This is a genomic window from Rahnella sp. PAMC25617 (assembly GCF_050606005.1).
Classification (GTDB): Bacteria; Pseudomonadota; Gammaproteobacteria; order Enterobacterales; family Enterobacteriaceae; genus Rahnella; species Rahnella variigena.
The window spans coordinates 210573-228468 of sequence record NZ_JBOCUM010000019.1 but is presented as its reverse complement, the minus strand read 5'-3'; the positions used below and the strand labels follow the sequence as shown (position 1 = coordinate 228468).

Sequence of the window (17896 nt, the reverse complement as noted above, 5' to 3'; positions counted from 1 at the left end):
GTAGGTTTTAGCCAGAACGGTAGTGATTGCTGCAGTCAGGGTAGTTTTACCGTGGTCGACGTGGCCGATAGTACCAACGTTGACGTGCGGTTTGTTACGTTCAAATTTTTCTTTAGACACGGCTATATTCCTTACTCTTGTGCTCTCCCTTCATAGAGAGAGCACGGGATCATTGTGTTTAAAACTGTGGCTTATTTGCCACGAGCTTCAATAACGGCCAGGGCCACGTTATTTGGCGCATCATCATACTTCAGGAATTCCATGGAGTAAGATGCACGGCCTTTGGTCAGTGAACGCAGCTGAGTCGCATAACCGAACATTTCGGAAAGAGGAACTTCAGCATGAATCACAACGCCAGTAGCGTTAGATTCTTGGCCTTTCAGCATACCACGACGACGGCTAAGGTCACCGATGACGTCACCAGTGTTCTCTTCCGGAGTCTCTACTTCAACCTTCATGATCGGCTCAAGCAGAACTGGTTTCGCTTTCTTAAAGCCATCTTTGAAGGCGATAGAAGCGGCCAGTTTAAACGCCAGCTCGGAGGAGTCGACGTCATGGTAAGAACCGAAGTGCAGACGCACGCCCAGATCTACTACCGGGTAACCGGCCAGTGGACCAGACTTCAGCTGTTCCTGGATGCCTTTGTCAATCGCGCCGATGAATTCACCAGGAATTACACCGCCTTTGATTTCGTTGACAAACTCATATCCTTTCGGATTTGTGCCAGGTTCTAATGGGTACATGTCGATCACAACGTGACCATACTGACCGCGACCACCAGACTGCTTAGCGTGTTTACCTTCAACATCGGTAACTTTAGCGCGGATAGCTTCACGGTATGCAACCTGCGGCTTACCGACGTTAGCTTCAACGTTAAATTCACGACGCATACGGTCAACCAGGATATCCAGGTGAAGCTCACCCATACCTGCGATGATTGTCTGACCAGACTCTTCATCAGTCCAAACGCGGAATGATGGGTCTTCTTTCGCCAGACGGCCCAGAGCCAGACCCATTTTTTCCTGGTCAGCTTTGGTTTTTGGTTCTACCGCAACGGAGATTACCGGCTCAGGGAATTCCATGCGTTCCAGGATAATCACGTTATCTGGATCACACAGGGTATCACCTGTAGTCACGTCTTTCAGACCGATCGCTGCAGCGATATCGCCTGCACGAACTTCTTTAATTTCTTCACGCTTGTTAGCGTGCATCTGAACGATACGACCCAGACGTTCACGCTGAGATTTCACTGGGTTAAATACAGTGTCACCTGAATTGACGAGACCGGAATAAACACGGAAGAACGTCAAGTTACCCACGAATGGGTCAGTAGCGATTTTGAACGCCAGAGCAGAGAACGGCTCTGAATCGTCAGAATGGCGAACTGCCGGAGTGTCTTTACCGTCATCCAACAGACCGTTGATAGCTTCAACGTCAGTTGGTGCTGGCAGATACTCAACAACAGCATCCAGCATTGCCTGTACGCCTTTGTTTTTAAACGCAGAACCACAGGTAACCAGGATGATTTCGTTGTTCAGAACGCGCTTACGCAGAGAAGTTTTGATCTCTTCTTCAGTCAGCTCTTCGCCACCAAAGAATTTCTCCATCAGCTCATCAGAGCCTTCAGCAGCGGCCTCAACCAGTTTCTGACGCCATTCTTCAGCCAGTTCTTGCATGTTTGCAGGGATTTCTTCGTATTCGAAGGTAACGCCCTGATCAGCTTCGTTCCAGTTGATAGCTTTCATCTTCACCAGGTCAACAACACCGGTGAATTTCTCTTCCGCGCCGATTGCCAGTTGCAGTGGCACCGGAGTTGCGCCCAGACGTTTTTCAATCTGATCAACAACTTTCAGGAAGTTAGCACCCATACGGTCCATTTTGTTAACGAACGCGATACGAGGAACTTTATATTTGTTTGCCTGACGCCATACGGTCTCAGACTGTGGCTGAACACCACCAACAGCACAGTAAACCATTACCGCGCCATCAAGAACACGCATGGAACGTTCAACTTCGATGGTGAAGTCAACGTGCCCTGGGGTGTCGATGATGTTGATGTGGTGTGGTTCGAACTGCTTAGCCATACCTGACCAGAAACAGGTGGTCGCAGCGGACGTGATGGTAATACCACGTTCCTGCTCCTGCTCCATCCAGTCCATGGTGGCTGCGCCATCATGCACTTCACCGATTTTGTGGTTTACACCGGTGTAGAACAGAACACGTTCGGTAGTGGTTGTCTTACCGGCGTCGATGTGAGCACTGATACCAATGTTACGGTAGCGCTCAATGGGTGTTTTACGAGCCATTTGATTCCTCTATAACTAGGACGTTCAAGTTCAGTTAACCCAAGCGGGTTGGCTTCTTGAAGCGCCCGCTTGGTTAGCATAACTACTGCGAAGTGATTACCAGCGGTAGTGCGCGAACGCCTTGTTGGCTTCAGCCATACGGTGAACGTCTTCACGTTTCTTAACTGCAGTACCTTTGTTCTCTGCAGCATCAGAAAGTTCGTTCGCCAGGCGGAGAGCCATGGATTTATCACCGCGTTTACGAGCAGCTTCAACGATCCAACGCATTGCCAGAGCATTACGACGAACCGGACGGACTTCAACTGGAACCTGATAAGTAGAACCACCTACGCGGCGGGACTTAACTTCGACAGTCGGACGAACGTTGTCCAGAGCGACTTCGAAAGCTTCCAGGTGGCCTTTACCGCTACGTTGAGCCAGGGTCTCAAGAGCAGTGTAGACGATTGCTTCTGCAGTAGATTTTTTACCATCTACCATCAGAATGTTGACGAATTTTGCCAGCAGTTCGGATCCGAACTTAGGATCTGGCAGGATTTTACGTTGACCAATGACGCGACGACGTGGCATGGAAATACTCCGTTGTTAATTCAGGATTGTCCAAAACTCTAAGAGTTTATTTTGACAGTAAAGTGAAAATGTTTGGCCTTACTTAACGGAGAACCATTAAGACTTCGGCTTTTTAACGCCGTATTTAGAACGAGATTGCTTACGATCCTTAACGCCTGAACAGTCCAGTGCGCCACGGACGGTGTGATAACGCACACCTGGCAAGTCTTTTACACGACCGCCACGGATCAGGATCACGGAGTGTTCCTGCAGGTTATGACCTTCACCGCCGATGTAGGAGGTAACTTCAAAACCGTTAGTCAAACGCACACGGCATACTTTACGCAGTGCGGAGTTTGGTTTTTTAGGAGTGGTAGTATATACACGAGTACATACGCCACGTTTCTGCGGGCAAGCTTCCAGCGCTGGAACGTTGCTTTTAGCAACCTTCGTAGAGCGTGGTTTGCGTACCAGCTGATTAATTGTTGCCATTAAAAAGCTCCTGGATTTTGGTTCATAAACTACTTTGTAAACGCGTGATAAATCGCCCCATAAAAAGCATTAGCTAATATGGGGACGCAGAATTTTAGGGCTGACCTAAGAGGGTGTCAAGAAATATACAGCAGATCAGTGAATCACCATGCTGTTTGCTGGGTGTGTTTCTCAGTCAGCGCGACGAATCCAGTATAGTCGATCAATGTAATTTTGTGTGAAATTTGACCAACCAATCCTCTGGCCGCCAGATCCTCGCTGAGGACATAAATCGACTGAACATGCTGGCTGAGCAGATTACATGCCTCACTGCCATCAAGCGCAGCCAGTACGCCATCCTGCATCAGCAAAAGTGCATCTTCCTGAGCGACCAGCTTAACAATCAATGAGAAATCACATTGTTGCGGGGAACGGGCAAGAGTAAAAAGCATGGAATTTCCTGATTTAAAACGTCATCACCACATCAAAACTGGCCAGTCGTCCGCGAATTTCACTCGCAGACAACGGCTCGACATCCAGCACCCATTCATGTCCCGCAGATAAACCACGTGACTTCAGCGAGTCTTCACAGACAAAGCACTGATCGACGTCGTAAAGTGATAACACACCGAATGTGGCAATATAATTACGGGCGAGAATTTTTTCGGGTTGTTGTGCCGGCATGAGCTGAAAAACACCGTCAGCCATAAAAAACACGCCGATATCCTCGGTCAGAGCTGACGTAGCCAGCAGCGCATCAAGGCCTTCTCTTCCCGCTGACGTGCCGTGCGGTCCCTGAGTGAACACGAACGCTATCTTTTTCATTGCCTGTCCCTGCTATAACCCATCAGAACTGCACCATGCGATCACAGGTCAGCGACGCTTCAGCGAGGCTGCCCAACCCTGTCAGGGCAAAGCCGGCTTGTAAATTCGTCTGGCCGTGTCCCTGATTGTGGGCTTCTGTTTCATCGATGACACCACGACGTAAAGCCGCAGCCACACAAACATTGAGAGCAACCTGATGGTCTGCCGCCATACGTTGCCAGGATCTGACCAGATCAAATTCATCCGACGCGGGTGCCGAAAGCATATTACCGTTGAGAACGCCCTCACGATAAAAAAACACGCTGTCCAGCTGATGGCCACTGCCAATCAATGCCAGTGCGAACTGATACGCCGCACTGGCTTGTTGTGTTCCGTAAGCAGGACCGGTTACCAGGAGGCAATAACGCAGTTTCAACGCTCGTTCCCCACCAGATCCCCGCTTTTAAACTGGCGGATATACAGGTAAACGGTATGCTTTGAAATATTCAGGCGGTCTGCCACCTGATTGATGGCATCTTTGATATCAAAAATACCCTTTTCATAAAGATTCAGCACAACCTGTCGGTTCTTCGCGTTATTAGAAACACTGCGGTCAGCGTTCACTTCTTCGATGGTGAATTCCAGCGTTTGCGCTACCAGGTCATCCACAGATGAGGCGAAGTTTACGGAAGAGGCCACTTCCTGAGTTTCAGGTGGCATAAAGGTCTGAATAATTTGCGAGAAAGGTACGTCGAGATTCATGTTGATGCACAACAAACCAATGACACGTTGCTCACGGTTGCGAATAGCGATGGTGACTGACTTCATCAGCACACCACTTTTCGCACGGGTGAAGTAGGCTTTGGACACATTGCTGTCCGCACCGGTCATGTCATGCAACATGCGCAGGGCTAAATCGGTAATCGGTGAGCCGATCTTACGGCCGGTATGCTCACCATTTGCAATACGGACCGCTGAACATTTCAGGTCTTCCAGTGAATGCAGAACAATTTCGCAATGCTCACCGATCAGCATCGCAAGCCCGTCCACCACGGCCTCGTATGAAGACAAAATCTCATGATCGACCTGGCTGAACGGACGTTGGTCCAGCAAATCCAGTTCACCGGTTTCGCCAGTTATAAGCGAATTAGACATTGAAGCTACCACCCTCTCTATCGCGCCTTCCAACGGGAGTCAGGACGCATTATTCATCATTCCACGGTCGTTACTGTATCAAAGACACAGAAAAAACGGCCTTGCGATTATATGGATCTGTGACGTTATGCCGGGGAAACAAAAGCGTCAAGTTATCATCATAGAGTAACCTCAATAAAATGAAGGGCGGCCTGTAAGAAAAGTTTAAGGCGAAAAAAAACCGCCGCATTTAGCGACGGTTTTCTGCAACAGCTCAACAGCAACTTAGTTTGCTTTTGGTGCCGCTTCAGCTTCGGCAGGTTTTTCAGCTGCTTTCGGGTCAGCCTTAGGTGCCGCTTTCACATCCAGCAGTTCAACATCGAACACCAGAGTAGAGTTAGCCGGGATCCCCGGAACGCCAGTTTTGCCGTAAGCCAGTGCCGGTGGAATGACCAGCTTGATTTTGCCGCCTTTCTTAATGTGTTTCAGGCCTTCGGTCCAGCCCGGGATAACACCATCAAGACGGAAAGACAGCGGCTCACCACGGGTATAAGAGTTATCAAACTCAGTACCGTCGGTCAGAGTCCCTTTGTAGTTCACTACAACGGTGTCGCTGTCTTTTGGCGCTGCCCCAGCACCTGGTTTTTCAACCTGATACAGCAGGCCTGATTCAGTCTTCTTCACGCCTTTTTCTTTGGCGAAATCAGCACGGAATTTGTCGCCTTTGTCAGCGTTAGCTTTAGCGTCCTGCTCCATCTTAGCCTGCGCAGATGCTTTCACACGGCCTTCGAAGGTTTGCAGAGTCTTCTCGATTTCCTGATCAGACAGTTTGCTTTTGTTAGCAAACGCATCCTGAACACCGGCGATCAGCTGGTCTTTATCCAGTTTGATGCCCAGTTTTTCTTGTTCTTTCAGGGAGTTGTCCATGTAGCGACCCAGTGATGCGCCGAGAGCATAAGCGGCCTGCTCGTCATCACTTTTGAACTTGGTCGTGTCTGTTGCTGCCGGAGCAGCTGCAGCAGGGGCAGCGGCTGGCGCAGGTGCAGCAGCGGCCGGTGCTGTGGCTTCAGCAGCCATAACCTGGGTGGCATTCAGGGCGATCGCCATGGTAGTTGCCAGCAGAGTTACTTTAAACAGTGATTTCATCCATTTCTCCAGGACCAGAAGCATATGACCTCTGGTAATAATTACGAAAGTTCGGCGGTTACTATAACTGTCCGTCTCACGACAAAACAATCTCTATACACGCCATTAGCGTCATATTCAGACCTTTTTTACATCAATTAGTTTCGTCTGCTCATGAAGAGTCAAAGATAAAGCGCCGCAGAGGTCAGGTAATTAAGCAGGTTTACGGGTAGAATCGCCGGTCTACAATAGAGTATGGGGTTCCGGTCAGTGCTCAACCTGATCAACTTGAGCCGCACAATGAGGTAATGATTATGGACTCAAACACCGTTGAACAACGTCTGGAGATGCTGGAAAACAAGCTGGCTTTTCAGGAAATCACGATTGAAGAACTGAATTTGATCGTCACTCAGCATCAGCTGGAAATGAGCAGATTGCACGATCACCTGCGCCTGCTGACAGACAAACTCCGCGCCAGCCAGCCATCAATGATTGCCGATCAGTCGGAAGAAACGCCTCCGCCGCATTACTGATACTGTTTCTGACGCAACAAAAAGGCGCCTTTCCGGCGCCTTTCGTTTTTATCGCTTTGCTTGCAAAGTGATCAGTGGCAACCGCAGCCGCCGTTACCGCCACAGCCGCCTTTTTTACCGTGATCATGACCGTGGTCGTGATCATGGTCGTGGCCGTGACCACCGCAGCAGCCTTCGCCGTGTTCATGGTCGTGACCATGATCGTGGCCGTGTTCGCCGTGAACGTGGCCGTGAGCCAGTTCTTCTTCAGTTGCTTCACGGATTGCCACCACTTCGACGTGGAAGTTCAGATCCTGACCTGCCAGCATGTGGTTGCCGTCGACAACAACGTGGTCGCCGTCAACTTCAGTGATTTCTACAGGAACCGGACCCTGATCGGTGTCAGCCAGGAAACGCATACCGACTTCCAGCTCATCAACACCCATGAACACGTCTTTAGGCACGCGCTGAACCAGATTTTCGTCGTAGTTGCCGTAAGCGTCGTTCGCGCCAACATGCACATCAAAAACGTCACCAATGGCATGACCATCCAGCGCAGTTTCCAGACCGGAGATCAGGGAACCATGGCCATGCAGGTAATCCAACGGCGCGCTCACCGGAGATTCATCAACCAACACACCGTCTTCTGTACGTACCTGATATGCCACGCTGATGACCAGGTCTTTTGCTACTTTCATGATAACTCCTACCGTTGGAAACTCAATTTGTTGTCTGCGGGCGTTTCATAACGCACGCAACTTCGCTTAAGGCTAATTCAGTGACGGCCACTTTTCGATGAGATCATCCTGAAAAGTGCGACCGGATAAATTTGGCGAAGAGTGTAGCGGAAATCCGCGTCTCTGTACTACCAGCATAAAAAAACACGAGCAAGAACGCTACTTCGGATCGAAAATACCAATCACCTGCTCTTCCGGCCGTAGCTTCTTGCTGACCTGTGCATCCGTCTGACGCTGATGGTGCCCGCACTTCACACACTCCACCACTTCGACCTGATCTTCCTGCCATAAAGCCAGCGTATCCATCGCCTTACATTTAGGACATACCGCACCAGCGATAAACCGTTTACGGGTTGTAGCCATGTTACTTCTCCTGAAATCTGCGACATTGCGTCCGGTCATTTTTCATTCAGACGGCAACATTATTTTTTCGCCAGCCGGACTATTCGTCATCGTCCCAGCCATCAAGCTGACGACGTTCGTTGTGCATTTCGCTCTGGAAGATATCCTCCAGTTCGCGCCGCGCTTCTTTCACACGGGAAATCTGCGCCACATCGCCGCGGTTTTGCGGCACCAGTTCACGTAGCATCCGCATATCAAGACGACGGAAATGTTGTTGGGCACGGTACGCACTGTGCGGATGCATACCCAGCGTGACCAGCGCCTTTTTGCCTAATTCCAGCGCACTGGAAAACGTCTCGCGGGAAAAATTCGCCACACCGGCCTGCAACAGTTCATGCGCTTCAACACGGCCACGGGCGCGCGCCAAAATATTCAGATGAGGAAAATGCTGCTGACACAAATGCACGATGGTCATGGTGTCCGCAGGCTCATCACACGTAATCACAATCGATTTGGCCTTTTCAGCACCAGAAGCCCTGAGCAGTTCCAGTTCGGTCGCATCGCCGTAATACACTTTATAACCGTAAGTCCGCATCAGCCCGACGGCGCTGATATCACGCTCAAGCACTGTGATACGCATTTTATTGGCCATCAGCAAACGTCCGATCACCTGTCCGAAACGTCCGAACCCGACAATAATCACCTGCGGTTCGTCATCCTGCACAAAATGCTTTTCATCACTTTCTTCGCCGTCGTTGTAACGTCGAACCAGGATGCGATCGACCCACTGCATCAGCAACGGCGTGGTCATCATTGATATCGTCACCACGACCAGCAACAGCGAAAGCTGCGACGAGGAAATCACTTTCTGCGCGCCAGCCGCCGAAAACAGCACGAAAGCAAATTCGCCGCCCTGACTGAGCACGGCAGAAAACTGCAAGCGTACCGATGTGCGCAGACCAAATATGCGGGAAAGCCCGTACAGCACCGCGCCTTTGACCGTCACCAGAATCATCACGCCTGCCAGCACCAGCAAAATATGCGTATACAGCACGCCCAGATTCAGCGCCATGCCGACAGAAATAAAGAACAGCCCGAGCAGTAAACCCTTAAATGGCTCGATAGCGATTTCCAGTTCGTGCTGATATTCGCTTTCAGCCAGTAAAATCCCGGCGATAAACGTTCCGAGCGCCATCGAAAAGCCCAGCGTATCCATAAACAGCGCCGAACCAAGCACCACCAGCAGCGCGGCGGCGGTAAACACTTCACGCACGCCGGAAGCCACAATCAGCCGGAAAATCGGCCGCAGCAGATAGCGTCCGCCAATCAGCATGCCGCCAAAGGCCAGCACTTTCAGGCCGATCATCTCCCAGTTATTGCTGCCTTCCGAACCGCCCGCCAGAATCGGGATCAGCGCCAGCGCCGGGATCACCGCGATATCCTGGAACAGCAGCACGGCGAAACCCAGCTGACCGCCTTCGTTACGCGTCATGCCTTTGTCGCGCATCAGTTGTAATGCCATCGCCGTGGATGACATCGCCAGCCCGATACCGCCAATCACCGCGGCTTGCCAGGAAAACTTCGTCAGATACAACAAACCGCCGAGCACCAGTGCAGTCAGGATCACCTGCCCGGCGCCGACACCAAAGATTTGCCGCCGCAGCGCCCACAGTTTTCCGGGGTTCAGTTCCAGCCCGATGATAAACATCAGGAAAACTACGCCCAGTTCGGAGAAGTGCAGAATTTCATCCACGTCGCGGATAAAGCCTAAGCCCCACGGACCGATGGCAATACCGGCCAGCAAATAACCCAGCACTGCGCCAATGCCTAAACGCTGTGCCACCGGCACCGCCACTACGGCAGCGAACAAAAACAGCAGGATCGCCATGGGAATATTCGAAACATCCATCAGGCAATTCCCCCCTGCGGTAACGGCGATTTCAGCCATTCGCCGTAAGCTTCGGCATGACTTTGCAGCACATCCGGTTTCTGACGACGCGCCCAGTAAATGATAATGGGCGTCATCCAGTGCATATGGCACATGGCAGACGTCAGCTCAAACGGACGCATAATGTCGGACATCGGATAACGGTTATAACCGCCCGCCCGGTACGCACCTTCCGGTTCACCCGTGGTGACCACCGAACGCCAGTACTTGCCGTTAAGCGCATTACCGCCTGCCCCGCTGGCAAAACCACGCGCCAGCACGCGATCCATCCACTCTTTCAACAACGCCGGACAACTGTAGGTATAAAGAGGATGCTGAAAAACAATCACCTTATGATCGCGCAGCAATTGCTGCTCACGATGAATATCAATAAAAAAATCAGGATAGTGGGCGTACAAATCATGCACGGTGACATGTTCAAGCTGTTGAGCTTGTTGCAGTAAAACGCGGTTGGCGACCGAATCGGGCGATTCCGGATGGGCATACAGCAGCAAAACCTTTGGTGGCTGCGACATCAATACCTCCAAAGCGTCGTCAGGGTGCGGTTTTTCCGTTACCATGCTTCGCAAAGACAAAATGGGACGCGATACGTCTTGTTTAGATCATTATCATGACAATTTAACATACTCTCAACACGGCGCTTTATGATTGTTTTCTCCTCCTTACAAATCCGACGCGGCACCAATGTGCTGCTGGACAACGCGTCTGCGACCATCAATCCCGGCCAGAAAGTCGGGCTGGTGGGCAAAAATGGCTGCGGTAAATCCACCCTGATTTCCCTGTTAAAAGGTGAAATGAGCGCCGATGCTGGCAACCTGACGTTTCCGTCTAACTGGGCGCTGGCCTGGGTGAATCAGGAAACGCCTGCGCTGGACGAACCGGCGATAGAGTATGTTATCGACGGCGACCGCGAGTTCCGCCAGCTGGAAGCACAATTACAACAAGCCAACGAGCGGGATGACGGCCATGCCATCGCCACGCTGCACGGTAAGCTCGACGCCATTAACGCCTGGACTATTCCTGCGCGCGCGGCCAGCCTGCTCAGCGGGTTGGGCTTTACCCAGAATCAGTTACAGCAGCCGGTGAAATCCTTCTCCGGTGGCTGGCGTATGCGCCTGAACCTGGCGCAGGCGCTGATTTGCCGTTCTGATTTACTGCTGCTCGACGAACCGACCAACCACCTGGATTTGGACGCGGTCATCTGGCTGGAAAAATGGCTGAAAGGCTACACCGGCACGCTGGTGCTGATTTCCCATGACCGGGATTTCCTCGATCCGATCGTCGATAAAATTATGCACATCGAACAGCAGTCGCTGAACGAATACACCGGTAACTACTCGTCCTTCGAGCGCCAGCGTGCGACCAAACTGTCGCAACAGCAGGCATTGTTTGAAAGTCAGCAGGAAAAAGTGGCGCATCTGCAAAGCTACATCGACCGGTTCCGTGCACAGGCGACTAAGGCCAAGCAGGCGCAAAGCCGTATCAAAATGCTGGAGCGTATGGAGCTGATTGCGCCGGCACACGTCGACAATCCTTTTCATTTTAGCTTCCGTTCGCCGGAAAGTTTGCCCGATCCGCTGCTGCGCATGGAAAAAGTCAGCGCCGGTTATGGTGACACCACCATTCTGGAGTCGATCAAACTGAATCTGGTGCCGGGATCGCGTATCGGCTTACTGGGCCGTAACGGTGCCGGTAAATCGACGCTGATCAAACTGCTCGCAGGCACTATGCCACCGCTTCAGGGCGATATCGGCCTGGCGAAAGGCGTTAAGCTTGGTTACTTCGCCCAGCATCAGCTGGAGTTTTTGCGTGCTGAAGATTCACCGTTGCAACATCTGGTGCGTCTGGCGAACAAAGAAACCGAACAGCAACTGCGCGATTATCTCGGCGGATTTGGTTTCCACGGCGATAAAGTGACAGATCCGACCGGGCGTTTCTCCGGCGGCGAAAAAGCGCGTCTGGTGCTGGCCCTGATTGTCTGGCAACGCCCTAACCTGCTGCTGCTCGATGAACCGACCAACCACCTGGATCTCGATATGCGTCAGGCGCTGACCGAAGCGCTGATCGACTTCGAAGGCGCGATGGTTGTCGTCTCGCATGACCGTCACTTACTGCGTTCTACCACCGACGATTTGTATCTGGTTCACGGCGGCAAGGTGGAGCAGTTCGACGGCGATCTGGAAGATTACCAGCAATGGCTGGTGGACATTCAGCGTCAGGAAAGCCAGCAGGATGCACCGGCCAAAGACGGCGGCGTTAACAGCGCGCAGTCGCGTAAAGACCAGAAACGTCGCGAAGCCGATTTCCGTAATCAGACCCAGCCGCTGCGTAAGCAAATCACCAAACTCGAAACCCAGATGGAAAAACTGAGTACCGAGCTGGCGGCTATCGAAGAGCGTCTGGCTGATTCCGCGATTTACGACAACAGCCGTAAAGCCGAACTGACGGAATGTCTGCAACAGCAGACCAAAGTCAAAGGCGCGCTGGAAGAAACCGAAATGACCTGGCTCGATGCACAGGAACAACTGGAAGACATGTCGAAGGCGTTTGATCTCGACTAGAAGATCCTCCCTGAAATCGCCATCGTCCGTAACAGGCATGGCGGTTTATCTCTCCCCGCTGGGTTCACTGGCAGTCATGCGTGTTGCGCGTTAAAATCCTTTCATCTTTTCGATTGTGCAATCGATAACCGCCCAAAGTTAAAAGGATTATGACGTGACGGACATCTCTTCTTCGCAACCTTTGCCCGAACCTGTTTTATCATCCCAGCTCGCCACCGACCTGACCTCCGACGCCGGTGAATCTACCCCCGCTATCAGTGCAGAAGAACAACAAAAAATTGAAGAGATTGCGGCGCAGATCGACATTACTGATCCGGTGCTCTCGATTGCCTATGGTGCAAAAACCCTGAATGCCATGTCGCGCTTTAACGAATCGCTGATGCAGGAAGTGCGCGCCAAAGACACGGGCGAAGTGGGTGCCCAACTGACCGACCTGCTGAGCAAGGTAAAAGGCATTGACCTGACAGTGTTCGACCAGAAAAAAAGCCTGCTGGCCTCTGTCCCGCTACTCGGCAAACTGTTTAACAAGGTCGAGCGGACGTTACTGGAATACCAGACGCTGGCCGGACAGGTGGATACGCTTTCCGAAAAATTGCAGAACACCATCACCGAACTGCTGCGCAATATCGCCACGCTGGAACAGCTTTTTATCCGCAACCGTGATTACTTCAAAGACATCAGCCTGCACATTCTGGCGGGCAAAAAGAAGATCGCGCAAATTCAGTCCGACGTGATCCCGGCGGCACAGGCGCGGGTGCAGGCTTCCGGCGATGCGATGGAAGCCCAGAATGTGCGGGATCTGGTCGAAGGTGTTCAGCGTTTCGAACGCCGCCTGAGCGACCTGATGCTGACGCGCACGCTGTCCATCCAGACCGCACCGCAAATTCGTCTGATGCAAAGCAACAGCCAGTCGCTGGCTGAGAAGATTCAGAGCAGCATTCTGACCACCATTCCGGTGTGGAAAAGCCAGATCGTGCTGGCGCTGTCGCTCAATTCCCAGCGTCAGGCGGCCAGACTGCAAAAAGATGTCGCCGACACCACCAATGCCATGCTGCGCCGCAATGCTGAGTTGTTGCAGACCGGTAGCATCGAAACCGCCACCGAAGTGGAACGTTCGATTGTGGACGTGGAAACATTACGGGATGTTCAAGGCCGTTTGCTGAGCACACTGGAAGACACCATGCAGATCGCCAGCAATGCCCGCACCCGCCGCGCGGAAGTGGAAAAAGAACTGGGCGCAATGGAGCAGGAACTGCGCAGCAAACTGGCATCGATTGCAGCGGAAAATAGCTCACAGAATAAAGTGACCGCGCAGTCATGAGGGCAATCAATCACAACACGGACATACTCAGCACCACCTATCATCAGTCACGGGGCGCGCAGATATTCCTCCATTTTCTGCTGTTGATAGCTGCCATTGCCTATGGAAAAGCGACCGCCAGCGGGTATCTCAACGTGGCGGACAGCGTTGTCAGGAAAGATCTGAGCGGCGCCTCTTCCGTTCTGGTGTGGATGTCCTTCATCCTGTTATTTCATACGTTTCTCTATGACCGCCTGAGCCTGTACTACAGCGTGATCATTGGCGCGATCTGGGCCTTCACGGGCGATGCCCTGGCGATCCCTTTCTGGATGGCCACTGCGGCACTGCTGCTCAGCTTAATCACGCAGTACCGTTTCCCTCTGACCGGGATGCTGCTGCCCTGGCTCATCGGCCTGATTTCCTATGCCGAATTTTACAGCTTCGCGCCTTATGCTGTTTTCTATGTGGCCTTTGTCATCGTGATGATCGGTTCCGTGATCCATCTGCGCAAAATCGAAAAACGCGGCGCCGTGCCTTCCCCTGCGCCGGTGGACAACATTCAGCCCGTGCCGTTACGCCGCCGGGAACCGGTAAAAACGGAAAGCACACCGGTGGACACGCCGCGCGAAGACGCCTGGACGGAGGATAAACCGGTCAGAAAATCCACATCCTATATTCCCGACAGGCCGTTCGACCAGGACATTACGCAGCTGGAAAACAAATCTGAGCTGAGCGACTTCCCGCAGGAAATCCGCAGCGAGATCGCCGAAATCGTCTCGTCAGCGCGCCGTATACAAAAATGTATGCAGGAAGATCCGAAAGATGTCACACCGGCCACCCGCTTCTTCCAGCGGTATTTACCTGCCGTGAATACCTTCATCGACAAAGATCTGAATTTACGCCGCCAGCAGGCCGGGGATGCACCAACCAGTGCCCGGACGCTGCAAACCCTGAAAGACATCCGCAGCATGTTTGATCAGCAGCACCAGCGGCTGCTGGAAAACGATCAGCTTGAGCTGGATACCGAAATGGGTGTGCTGGATAATCTGATGAAAACCGACGGCTTCAAATAATCTGCCGCTGAAAGTCAAAAGCCCGCCCGGAATAAACCCGGCGGGCTTTTTTGTCAGTGCCGGATCGACTTAGTGCCAGATCAGCAACACACAGGCGGCGGTCAGAATCCCCATCGCGATATTGAAGGTGTACCACGCACGCTTACTGCGCAGCAGGCGGCCAATGACGGTACCGAACCCGAGCCAGATAATCCCGGAAACCAGATTCACCAGAAACATGCCGAGGCTGATACCGGCAATCGAATGGTTGTAAGCCGCACCCGCCAGACTGAAACTCGCCACTGCGCCCAGCCCCATCAGCCACGCTTTCGGATTGAGGAATTGCAGCAACCAGCCCTGATACATGCGGATGGGTTTCGGTGGCGGTGCGCCAGTTTCCAGTTTTTCATAGGCCGACGTCGCAATTTTCCACGCCAGCCACAGCAGATACAGGCTACCGGCAATTTTGAGGAAAAGGTGTAACGCGGGATAAACCGTGATCAGGCCGCCAACGCCGAAGGCCACCAGCAGCAAAATACTCTGCATGCCGAGCATAATGCCGATCATCAGCCAGATTGAGCGGAAGAAACCAAAGTTAGCGCCAGATGTTGTTAACAACATATTGTTCGGGCCAGGGGTGATTGCAGCGACCCATAAAAATCCGAGCATCGAAAAAAATAAACCAAGTTCCATTTAATTTGGGTACTCCGACCCGAAAGATGTGCGATAGCATTGAAGCTAACAGCGTGATATTGATCGCACAAGAGCCTCTTAAGAGAAATTTATTCATCTTATGGTTGAATCCTTTCGTCCCCTGCGCGGGGCCAGTAATCCTCACATCCAGACGTTGTTACCACGGCTGGTGCGCCGCCATGCAAAACTCAAACCTCACTGGCAAAGACTCGATACGCCGGACGGAGATTTTCTCGATTTAGCCTGGAGCGAAGACCCGGAACAGGCGCGTCATAAACCGCGCATGATCTTGTTTCACGGACTGGAAGGCAGTTTCTACAGCCCTTACGCCCATGGCTTATTGCAGGCGTGGAAAGACAAAGGCTGGCTCGGCGTCGTGATGCATTTTCGCGGATGCAGCGGCGAACCGAATAAACTTCAGCGGATTTATCATTCCGGTGAAACCGAAGATGCGCGTTTTTTCATTCGCTGGCTCAATGAAACCTATGGCGAAGTGCCGACCGGCGCGGTGGGCGTATCCCTCGGCGGAAATATGCTGGCCTGTTATCTCGGGCAGGAAGGCGAAAACTGTACGCTTAAAGCGGCGGTTGTGGTGTCTGCGCCACTGATGCTTGAGCCGTGCGCTTACCGGCTGGAGCGCGGTTCATCGCGCATTTATCAGCGATACCTTCTCGATCAGCTCAAAGGCAATGCTTCGCGCAAACTGGCGAAATATCCGGGCACGTTGCCGGTGACGCTGGCGCAGCTGAAAGCCATGCGCCGCATTCGTGAATTTGACGATGCCATCACTTCAAAGGCGCACGGGTTTACCGACGCGCTGGATTATTACCGCCGTTGCAGCGGTCTGCCGTTGCTGTCACAGGTCAGGACGCCGCTGCTGATTATCCATGCCAAAGACGACCCGTTTATGACGCCGGAAGTGATCCCGAAAGCCGAGGATTTGCCGGCTTGCGTGGAATATCAGTTAACTGAACATGGCGGACATGTCGGTTTCGTCTCCGGCAGCTTACGCCATCCGCAAATGTGGCTGGAACAGCGCATTCCGGCCTGGATCGCCCCATTTTTAGAAACAAAAACAGAAACAAAGACAAAGGAACCAACAAAGTGATTATTCCCTGGCAGGAACTGGACGCCGAACTGCTCACCAGCGTGGTGGAATCCTTCGTATTGCGCGAAGGCACCGATTACGGCGAGCAGGAGCGTTCTCTGGAACAGAAAGTCGACGACGTAAAACGTCAGCTGAAAAGTGGCGAGATCGTACTGGTCTGGTCAGAACTGCATGAAACGCTGAACATTATGCCGCGCGGTCAGTTCCGCGCCGGACAGGAAGAAAACCCGCAGGACTGGTAAACACGATCATAAAATGGATTTGGACAGCCTGTCCCTCAGCGAATAATTATGGTAACAATGGGATTAATTATGCGCTTTGTTTCCGCCTGCCCTGAATGACCAGAAGGGCAATCTGGCGTGACGTTTATGGAGTAAGCCCGACTATGTCAGCAAAACATCCTGTAATAGCAGTTACCGGCTCCAGCGGAGCAGGCACCACCACCACCAGCCTGGCATTTCGTAAAATATTTCAGCAGCTTGGCCTGCGTGCCGCTGAGCTGGAAGGCGACAGCTTTCACCATTTCACCCGCCCTGAAATGGATGCGGCAATCCGCAAAGCCCGTGACCTCGGGCGTCACATCAGCTATTTCGGACCGGAAGCCAACGACTTTGGTCTGCTGGAAAAAAGTTTTATCGAATACGGTAAAACCGGTACCGGTCGTTCGCGCAAGTATCTGCATACTTATGACGAAGCGGTTCCCTACAATCAGGTGCCGGGCACCTTTACGCCGTGGCAGGCGCTGCCGGAACCGACTGACATTTTGTTCTACGAAGGGCTGCACGGCGGCGTTGTCGCAGACAAAATTGACGTTGCCGCGCAGGTCGATTTACTGGTCGGCGTGGTGCCCATCGTTAACCTTGAATGGATCCAGAAACTGGTGCGCGATACCGGCGAGCGCGGACATTCCCGCGAAGCGGTGATGGATTCCGTGGTGCGTTCGATGGATGACTACATCAGTTACATCACGCCGCAGTTCTCGCGCACGCACATCAATTTCCAGCGCGTACCGACTATCGATACCTCCAACCCGTTTGCCGCTAAAGCCATTCCTTCACTGGATGAAAGCTTTGTGGTGATCCACTTCCAGGGGCTGGATGACATTGATTTCCCGTATCTGCTGGCGATGTTGCAGGGTTCGTTTATCTCGCACATCAAAACGCTGGTGGTGCCGGGCGGAAAAATGGGGCTGGCGATGGAGCTGATTATGGCGCCGCTGGTGCAGCGCCTGATGGAAGGGAAAAAGATCGAGTAACG

The 17896-nt window shown here is 52.4% G+C and carries 21 protein-coding genes; 7 read left to right on the top strand and 14 right to left on the bottom strand.

Annotation, left to right across the window (positions count from 1 at the left end; translation table 11 throughout):
* From ACM615_RS22430 to fkpA, 9 genes are all read right to left on the bottom strand, one after another.
* On the bottom strand, window positions 1–120 hold a 120-nt coding region (locus ACM615_RS22430), incomplete at its 3' end, for a GTP-binding protein (RefSeq protein ID WP_431012559.1).
* 71 nt (window positions 121–191) lie between these two features.
* Window positions 192–2306 (bottom strand): elongation factor G, encoded by a 2115-nt coding sequence (gene fusA / locus ACM615_RS22425; RefSeq protein ID WP_013573669.1) that lies wholly within the window; start codon window positions 2304–2306, stop codon window positions 192–194.
* Window positions 2307–2402: 96 nt separating this feature from the next.
* Complete coding sequence (gene rpsG, locus ACM615_RS22420) at window positions 2403–2873, bottom strand: 30S ribosomal protein S7 (RefSeq protein ID WP_005969574.1); 471 nt, start codon at window positions 2871–2873, stop codon at window positions 2403–2405.
* A 96-nt stretch (window positions 2874–2969) separates the two neighbouring features.
* Window positions 2970–3344 (bottom strand): 30S ribosomal protein S12, encoded by a 375-nt coding sequence (gene rpsL, locus ACM615_RS22415; RefSeq protein WP_013573668.1) that lies wholly within the window; start codon window positions 3342–3344, stop codon window positions 2970–2972.
* Window positions 3345–3487: 143 nt separating this feature from the next.
* Window positions 3488–3775 (bottom strand): sulfurtransferase complex subunit TusB, encoded by a 288-nt coding sequence (tusB, locus tag ACM615_RS22410; RefSeq protein WP_112288593.1) that lies wholly within the window; start codon window positions 3773–3775, stop codon window positions 3488–3490.
* Between the two features lie 13 nt (window positions 3776–3788).
* Complete coding sequence (gene tusC / locus ACM615_RS22405; protein ID WP_113877162.1) at window positions 3789–4148, bottom strand: sulfurtransferase complex subunit TusC; 360 nt, start codon at window positions 4146–4148, stop codon at window positions 3789–3791.
* 22 nt (window positions 4149–4170) lie between these two features.
* Entirely contained in the window at window positions 4171–4563 is a 393-nt protein-coding gene (tusD, locus tag ACM615_RS22400) for a sulfurtransferase complex subunit TusD (protein WP_112288595.1), read from the bottom strand.
* Complete coding sequence (locus ACM615_RS22395; protein WP_165353118.1) at window positions 4560–5282, bottom strand: helix-turn-helix transcriptional regulator; 723 nt, start codon at window positions 5280–5282, stop codon at window positions 4560–4562. Before ACM615_RS22395 ends, tusD begins: the two co-directional genes overlap by 4 nt.
* A gap of 264 nt (window positions 5283–5546) precedes the next feature.
* On the bottom strand, window positions 5547–6407 hold the full coding sequence (gene fkpA / locus ACM615_RS22390) for an FKBP-type peptidyl-prolyl cis-trans isomerase (protein ID WP_112288597.1): 861 nt from the start codon (window positions 6405–6407) through the stop codon (window positions 5547–5549).
* Between the two features lie 293 nt (window positions 6408–6700).
* Here fkpA and ACM615_RS22385 point away from each other — a divergent pair, with 293 nt between their 5' ends.
* On the top strand, window positions 6701–6919 hold the full coding sequence (locus ACM615_RS22385; RefSeq protein ID WP_112288598.1) for a protein SlyX: 219 nt from the start codon (window positions 6701–6703) through the stop codon (window positions 6917–6919).
* A 71-nt stretch (window positions 6920–6990) separates the two neighbouring features.
* On the opposite strand, the gene slyD is transcribed toward ACM615_RS22385, so the two are convergent.
* The 4 genes from slyD to kefG form a co-directional block, all read right to left on the bottom strand.
* Window positions 6991–7596 (bottom strand): peptidylprolyl isomerase, encoded by a 606-nt coding sequence (gene slyD / locus ACM615_RS22380; RefSeq protein ID WP_112288599.1) that lies wholly within the window; start codon window positions 7594–7596, stop codon window positions 6991–6993.
* A 198-nt stretch (window positions 7597–7794) separates the two neighbouring features.
* A complete protein-coding gene (locus tag ACM615_RS22375; RefSeq protein WP_013573660.1) occupies window positions 7795–7998 on the bottom strand; it encodes a YheV family putative zinc ribbon protein in 204 nt (67 codons plus the stop codon).
* Between the two features lie 79 nt (window positions 7999–8077).
* Window positions 8078–9886, bottom strand: a complete 1809-nt coding sequence (gene kefB / locus ACM615_RS22370; RefSeq protein WP_112288601.1) for a glutathione-regulated potassium-efflux system protein KefB — start codon at window positions 9884–9886, stop codon at window positions 8078–8080.
* A complete protein-coding gene (kefG, locus tag ACM615_RS22365; protein ID WP_112288602.1) occupies window positions 9886–10440 on the bottom strand; it encodes a glutathione-regulated potassium-efflux system ancillary protein KefG in 555 nt (184 codons plus the stop codon). The genes kefB and kefG overlap by 1 nt, the downstream gene beginning before the upstream one ends.
* Before the next feature lie 129 nt (window positions 10441–10569).
* On the opposite strand from kefG, the gene ACM615_RS22360 reads away from it, so the two are divergent.
* From ACM615_RS22360 to ACM615_RS22350, 3 genes are all read left to right on the top strand, one after another.
* Entirely contained in the window at window positions 10570–12486 is a 1917-nt protein-coding gene (locus tag ACM615_RS22360; RefSeq protein WP_129637638.1) for an ABC transporter ATP-binding protein, read from the top strand.
* A 154-nt stretch (window positions 12487–12640) separates the two neighbouring features.
* Window positions 12641–13807, top strand: a complete 1167-nt coding sequence (locus tag ACM615_RS22355; protein ID WP_374756906.1) for a toxic anion resistance protein — start codon at window positions 12641–12643, stop codon at window positions 13805–13807.
* Window positions 13804–14859, top strand: coding sequence for a 5-bromo-4-chloroindolyl phosphate hydrolysis family protein (locus ACM615_RS22350; RefSeq protein WP_129637639.1), 1056 nt, complete (start codon window positions 13804–13806; stop codon window positions 14857–14859). Before ACM615_RS22355 ends, ACM615_RS22350 begins: the two co-directional genes overlap by 4 nt.
* A gap of 69 nt (window positions 14860–14928) precedes the next feature.
* On the opposite strand, the gene ACM615_RS22345 is transcribed toward ACM615_RS22350, so the two are convergent.
* On the bottom strand, window positions 14929–15531 hold the full coding sequence (locus ACM615_RS22345) for a LysE family translocator (protein ID WP_112288605.1): 603 nt from the start codon (window positions 15529–15531) through the stop codon (window positions 14929–14931).
* Between the two features lie 100 nt (window positions 15532–15631).
* Between ACM615_RS22345 and ACM615_RS22340 the strand changes: the two genes are divergently transcribed.
* The 3 genes from ACM615_RS22340 (at window position 15632) to ACM615_RS22330 (ending at window position 17894) form a co-directional block, all read left to right on the top strand.
* Window positions 15632–16639 (top strand): hydrolase, encoded by a 1008-nt coding sequence (locus ACM615_RS22340; protein ID WP_431012557.1) that lies wholly within the window; start codon window positions 15632–15634, stop codon window positions 16637–16639.
* The gene (locus ACM615_RS22335; RefSeq protein WP_112288607.1) at window positions 16636–16881 is read left to right on the top strand and encodes a YheU family protein; all 246 of its coding nucleotides are present in this window, start codon (window positions 16636–16638) and stop codon (window positions 16879–16881) included. The genes ACM615_RS22340 and ACM615_RS22335 overlap by 4 nt, the downstream gene beginning before the upstream one ends.
* Window positions 16882–17024: 143 nt before the next feature.
* A complete protein-coding gene (locus ACM615_RS22330; RefSeq protein WP_112288608.1) occupies window positions 17025–17894 on the top strand; it encodes a phosphoribulokinase in 870 nt (289 codons plus the stop codon).
* The last annotated feature ends 2 nt before the right edge of the window (window positions 17895–17896 follow it).

What these genes read in the sequence shown, in the direction of transcription:
- fusA (WP_013573669.1), bottom strand. Translation starts at nt 2,306, where the DNA reads ATGGCTCGTAAAACACCCATTGAGCGCTACCGTAACATTGGTATCAGT.
- rpsG (WP_005969574.1), bottom strand. Translation starts at nt 2,873, where the DNA reads ATGCCACGTCGTCGCGTCATTGGTCAACGTAAAATCCTGCCAGATCCT.
- rpsL (WP_013573668.1), bottom strand. Translation starts at nt 3,344, where the DNA reads ATGGCAACAATTAATCAGCTGGTACGCAAACCACGCTCTACGAAGGTT.
- tusB (WP_112288593.1), bottom strand. Translation starts at nt 3,775, where the DNA reads ATGCTTTTTACTCTTGCCCGTTCCCCGCAACAATGTGATTTCTCATTG.
- tusC (WP_113877162.1), bottom strand. Translation starts at nt 4,148, where the DNA reads ATGAAAAAGATAGCGTTCGTGTTCACTCAGGGACCGCACGGCACGTCA.
- ACM615_RS22395 (WP_165353118.1), bottom strand. Translation starts at nt 5,282, where the DNA reads ATGTCTAATTCGCTTATAACTGGCGAAACCGGTGAACTGGATTTGCTG.
- fkpA (WP_112288597.1), bottom strand. Translation starts at nt 6,407, where the DNA reads ATGAAATCACTGTTTAAAGTAACTCTGCTGGCAACTACCATGGCGATC.
- ACM615_RS22385 (WP_112288598.1), top strand. Translation starts at nt 6,701, where the DNA reads ATGGACTCAAACACCGTTGAACAACGTCTGGAGATGCTGGAAAACAAG.
- slyD (WP_112288599.1), bottom strand. Translation starts at nt 7,596, where the DNA reads ATGAAAGTAGCAAAAGACCTGGTCATCAGCGTGGCATATCAGGTACGT.
- ACM615_RS22375 (WP_013573660.1), bottom strand. Translation starts at nt 7,998, where the DNA reads ATGGCTACAACCCGTAAACGGTTTATCGCTGGTGCGGTATGTCCTAAA.
- kefB (WP_112288601.1), bottom strand. Translation starts at nt 9,886, where the DNA reads ATGGATGTTTCGAATATTCCCATGGCGATCCTGCTGTTTTTGTTCGCT.
- kefG (WP_112288602.1), bottom strand. Translation starts at nt 10,440, where the DNA reads ATGTCGCAGCCACCAAAGGTTTTGCTGCTGTATGCCCATCCGGAATCG.
- ACM615_RS22360 (WP_129637638.1), top strand. Translation starts at nt 10,570, where the DNA reads ATGATTGTTTTCTCCTCCTTACAAATCCGACGCGGCACCAATGTGCTG.
- ACM615_RS22350 (WP_129637639.1), top strand. Translation starts at nt 13,804, where the DNA reads ATGAGGGCAATCAATCACAACACGGACATACTCAGCACCACCTATCAT.
- ACM615_RS22345 (WP_112288605.1), bottom strand. Translation starts at nt 15,531, where the DNA reads ATGGAACTTGGTTTATTTTTTTCGATGCTCGGATTTTTATGGGTCGCT.
- ACM615_RS22340 (WP_431012557.1), top strand. Translation starts at nt 15,632, where the DNA reads ATGGTTGAATCCTTTCGTCCCCTGCGCGGGGCCAGTAATCCTCACATC.
- ACM615_RS22330 (WP_112288608.1), top strand. Translation starts at nt 17,025, where the DNA reads ATGTCAGCAAAACATCCTGTAATAGCAGTTACCGGCTCCAGCGGAGCA.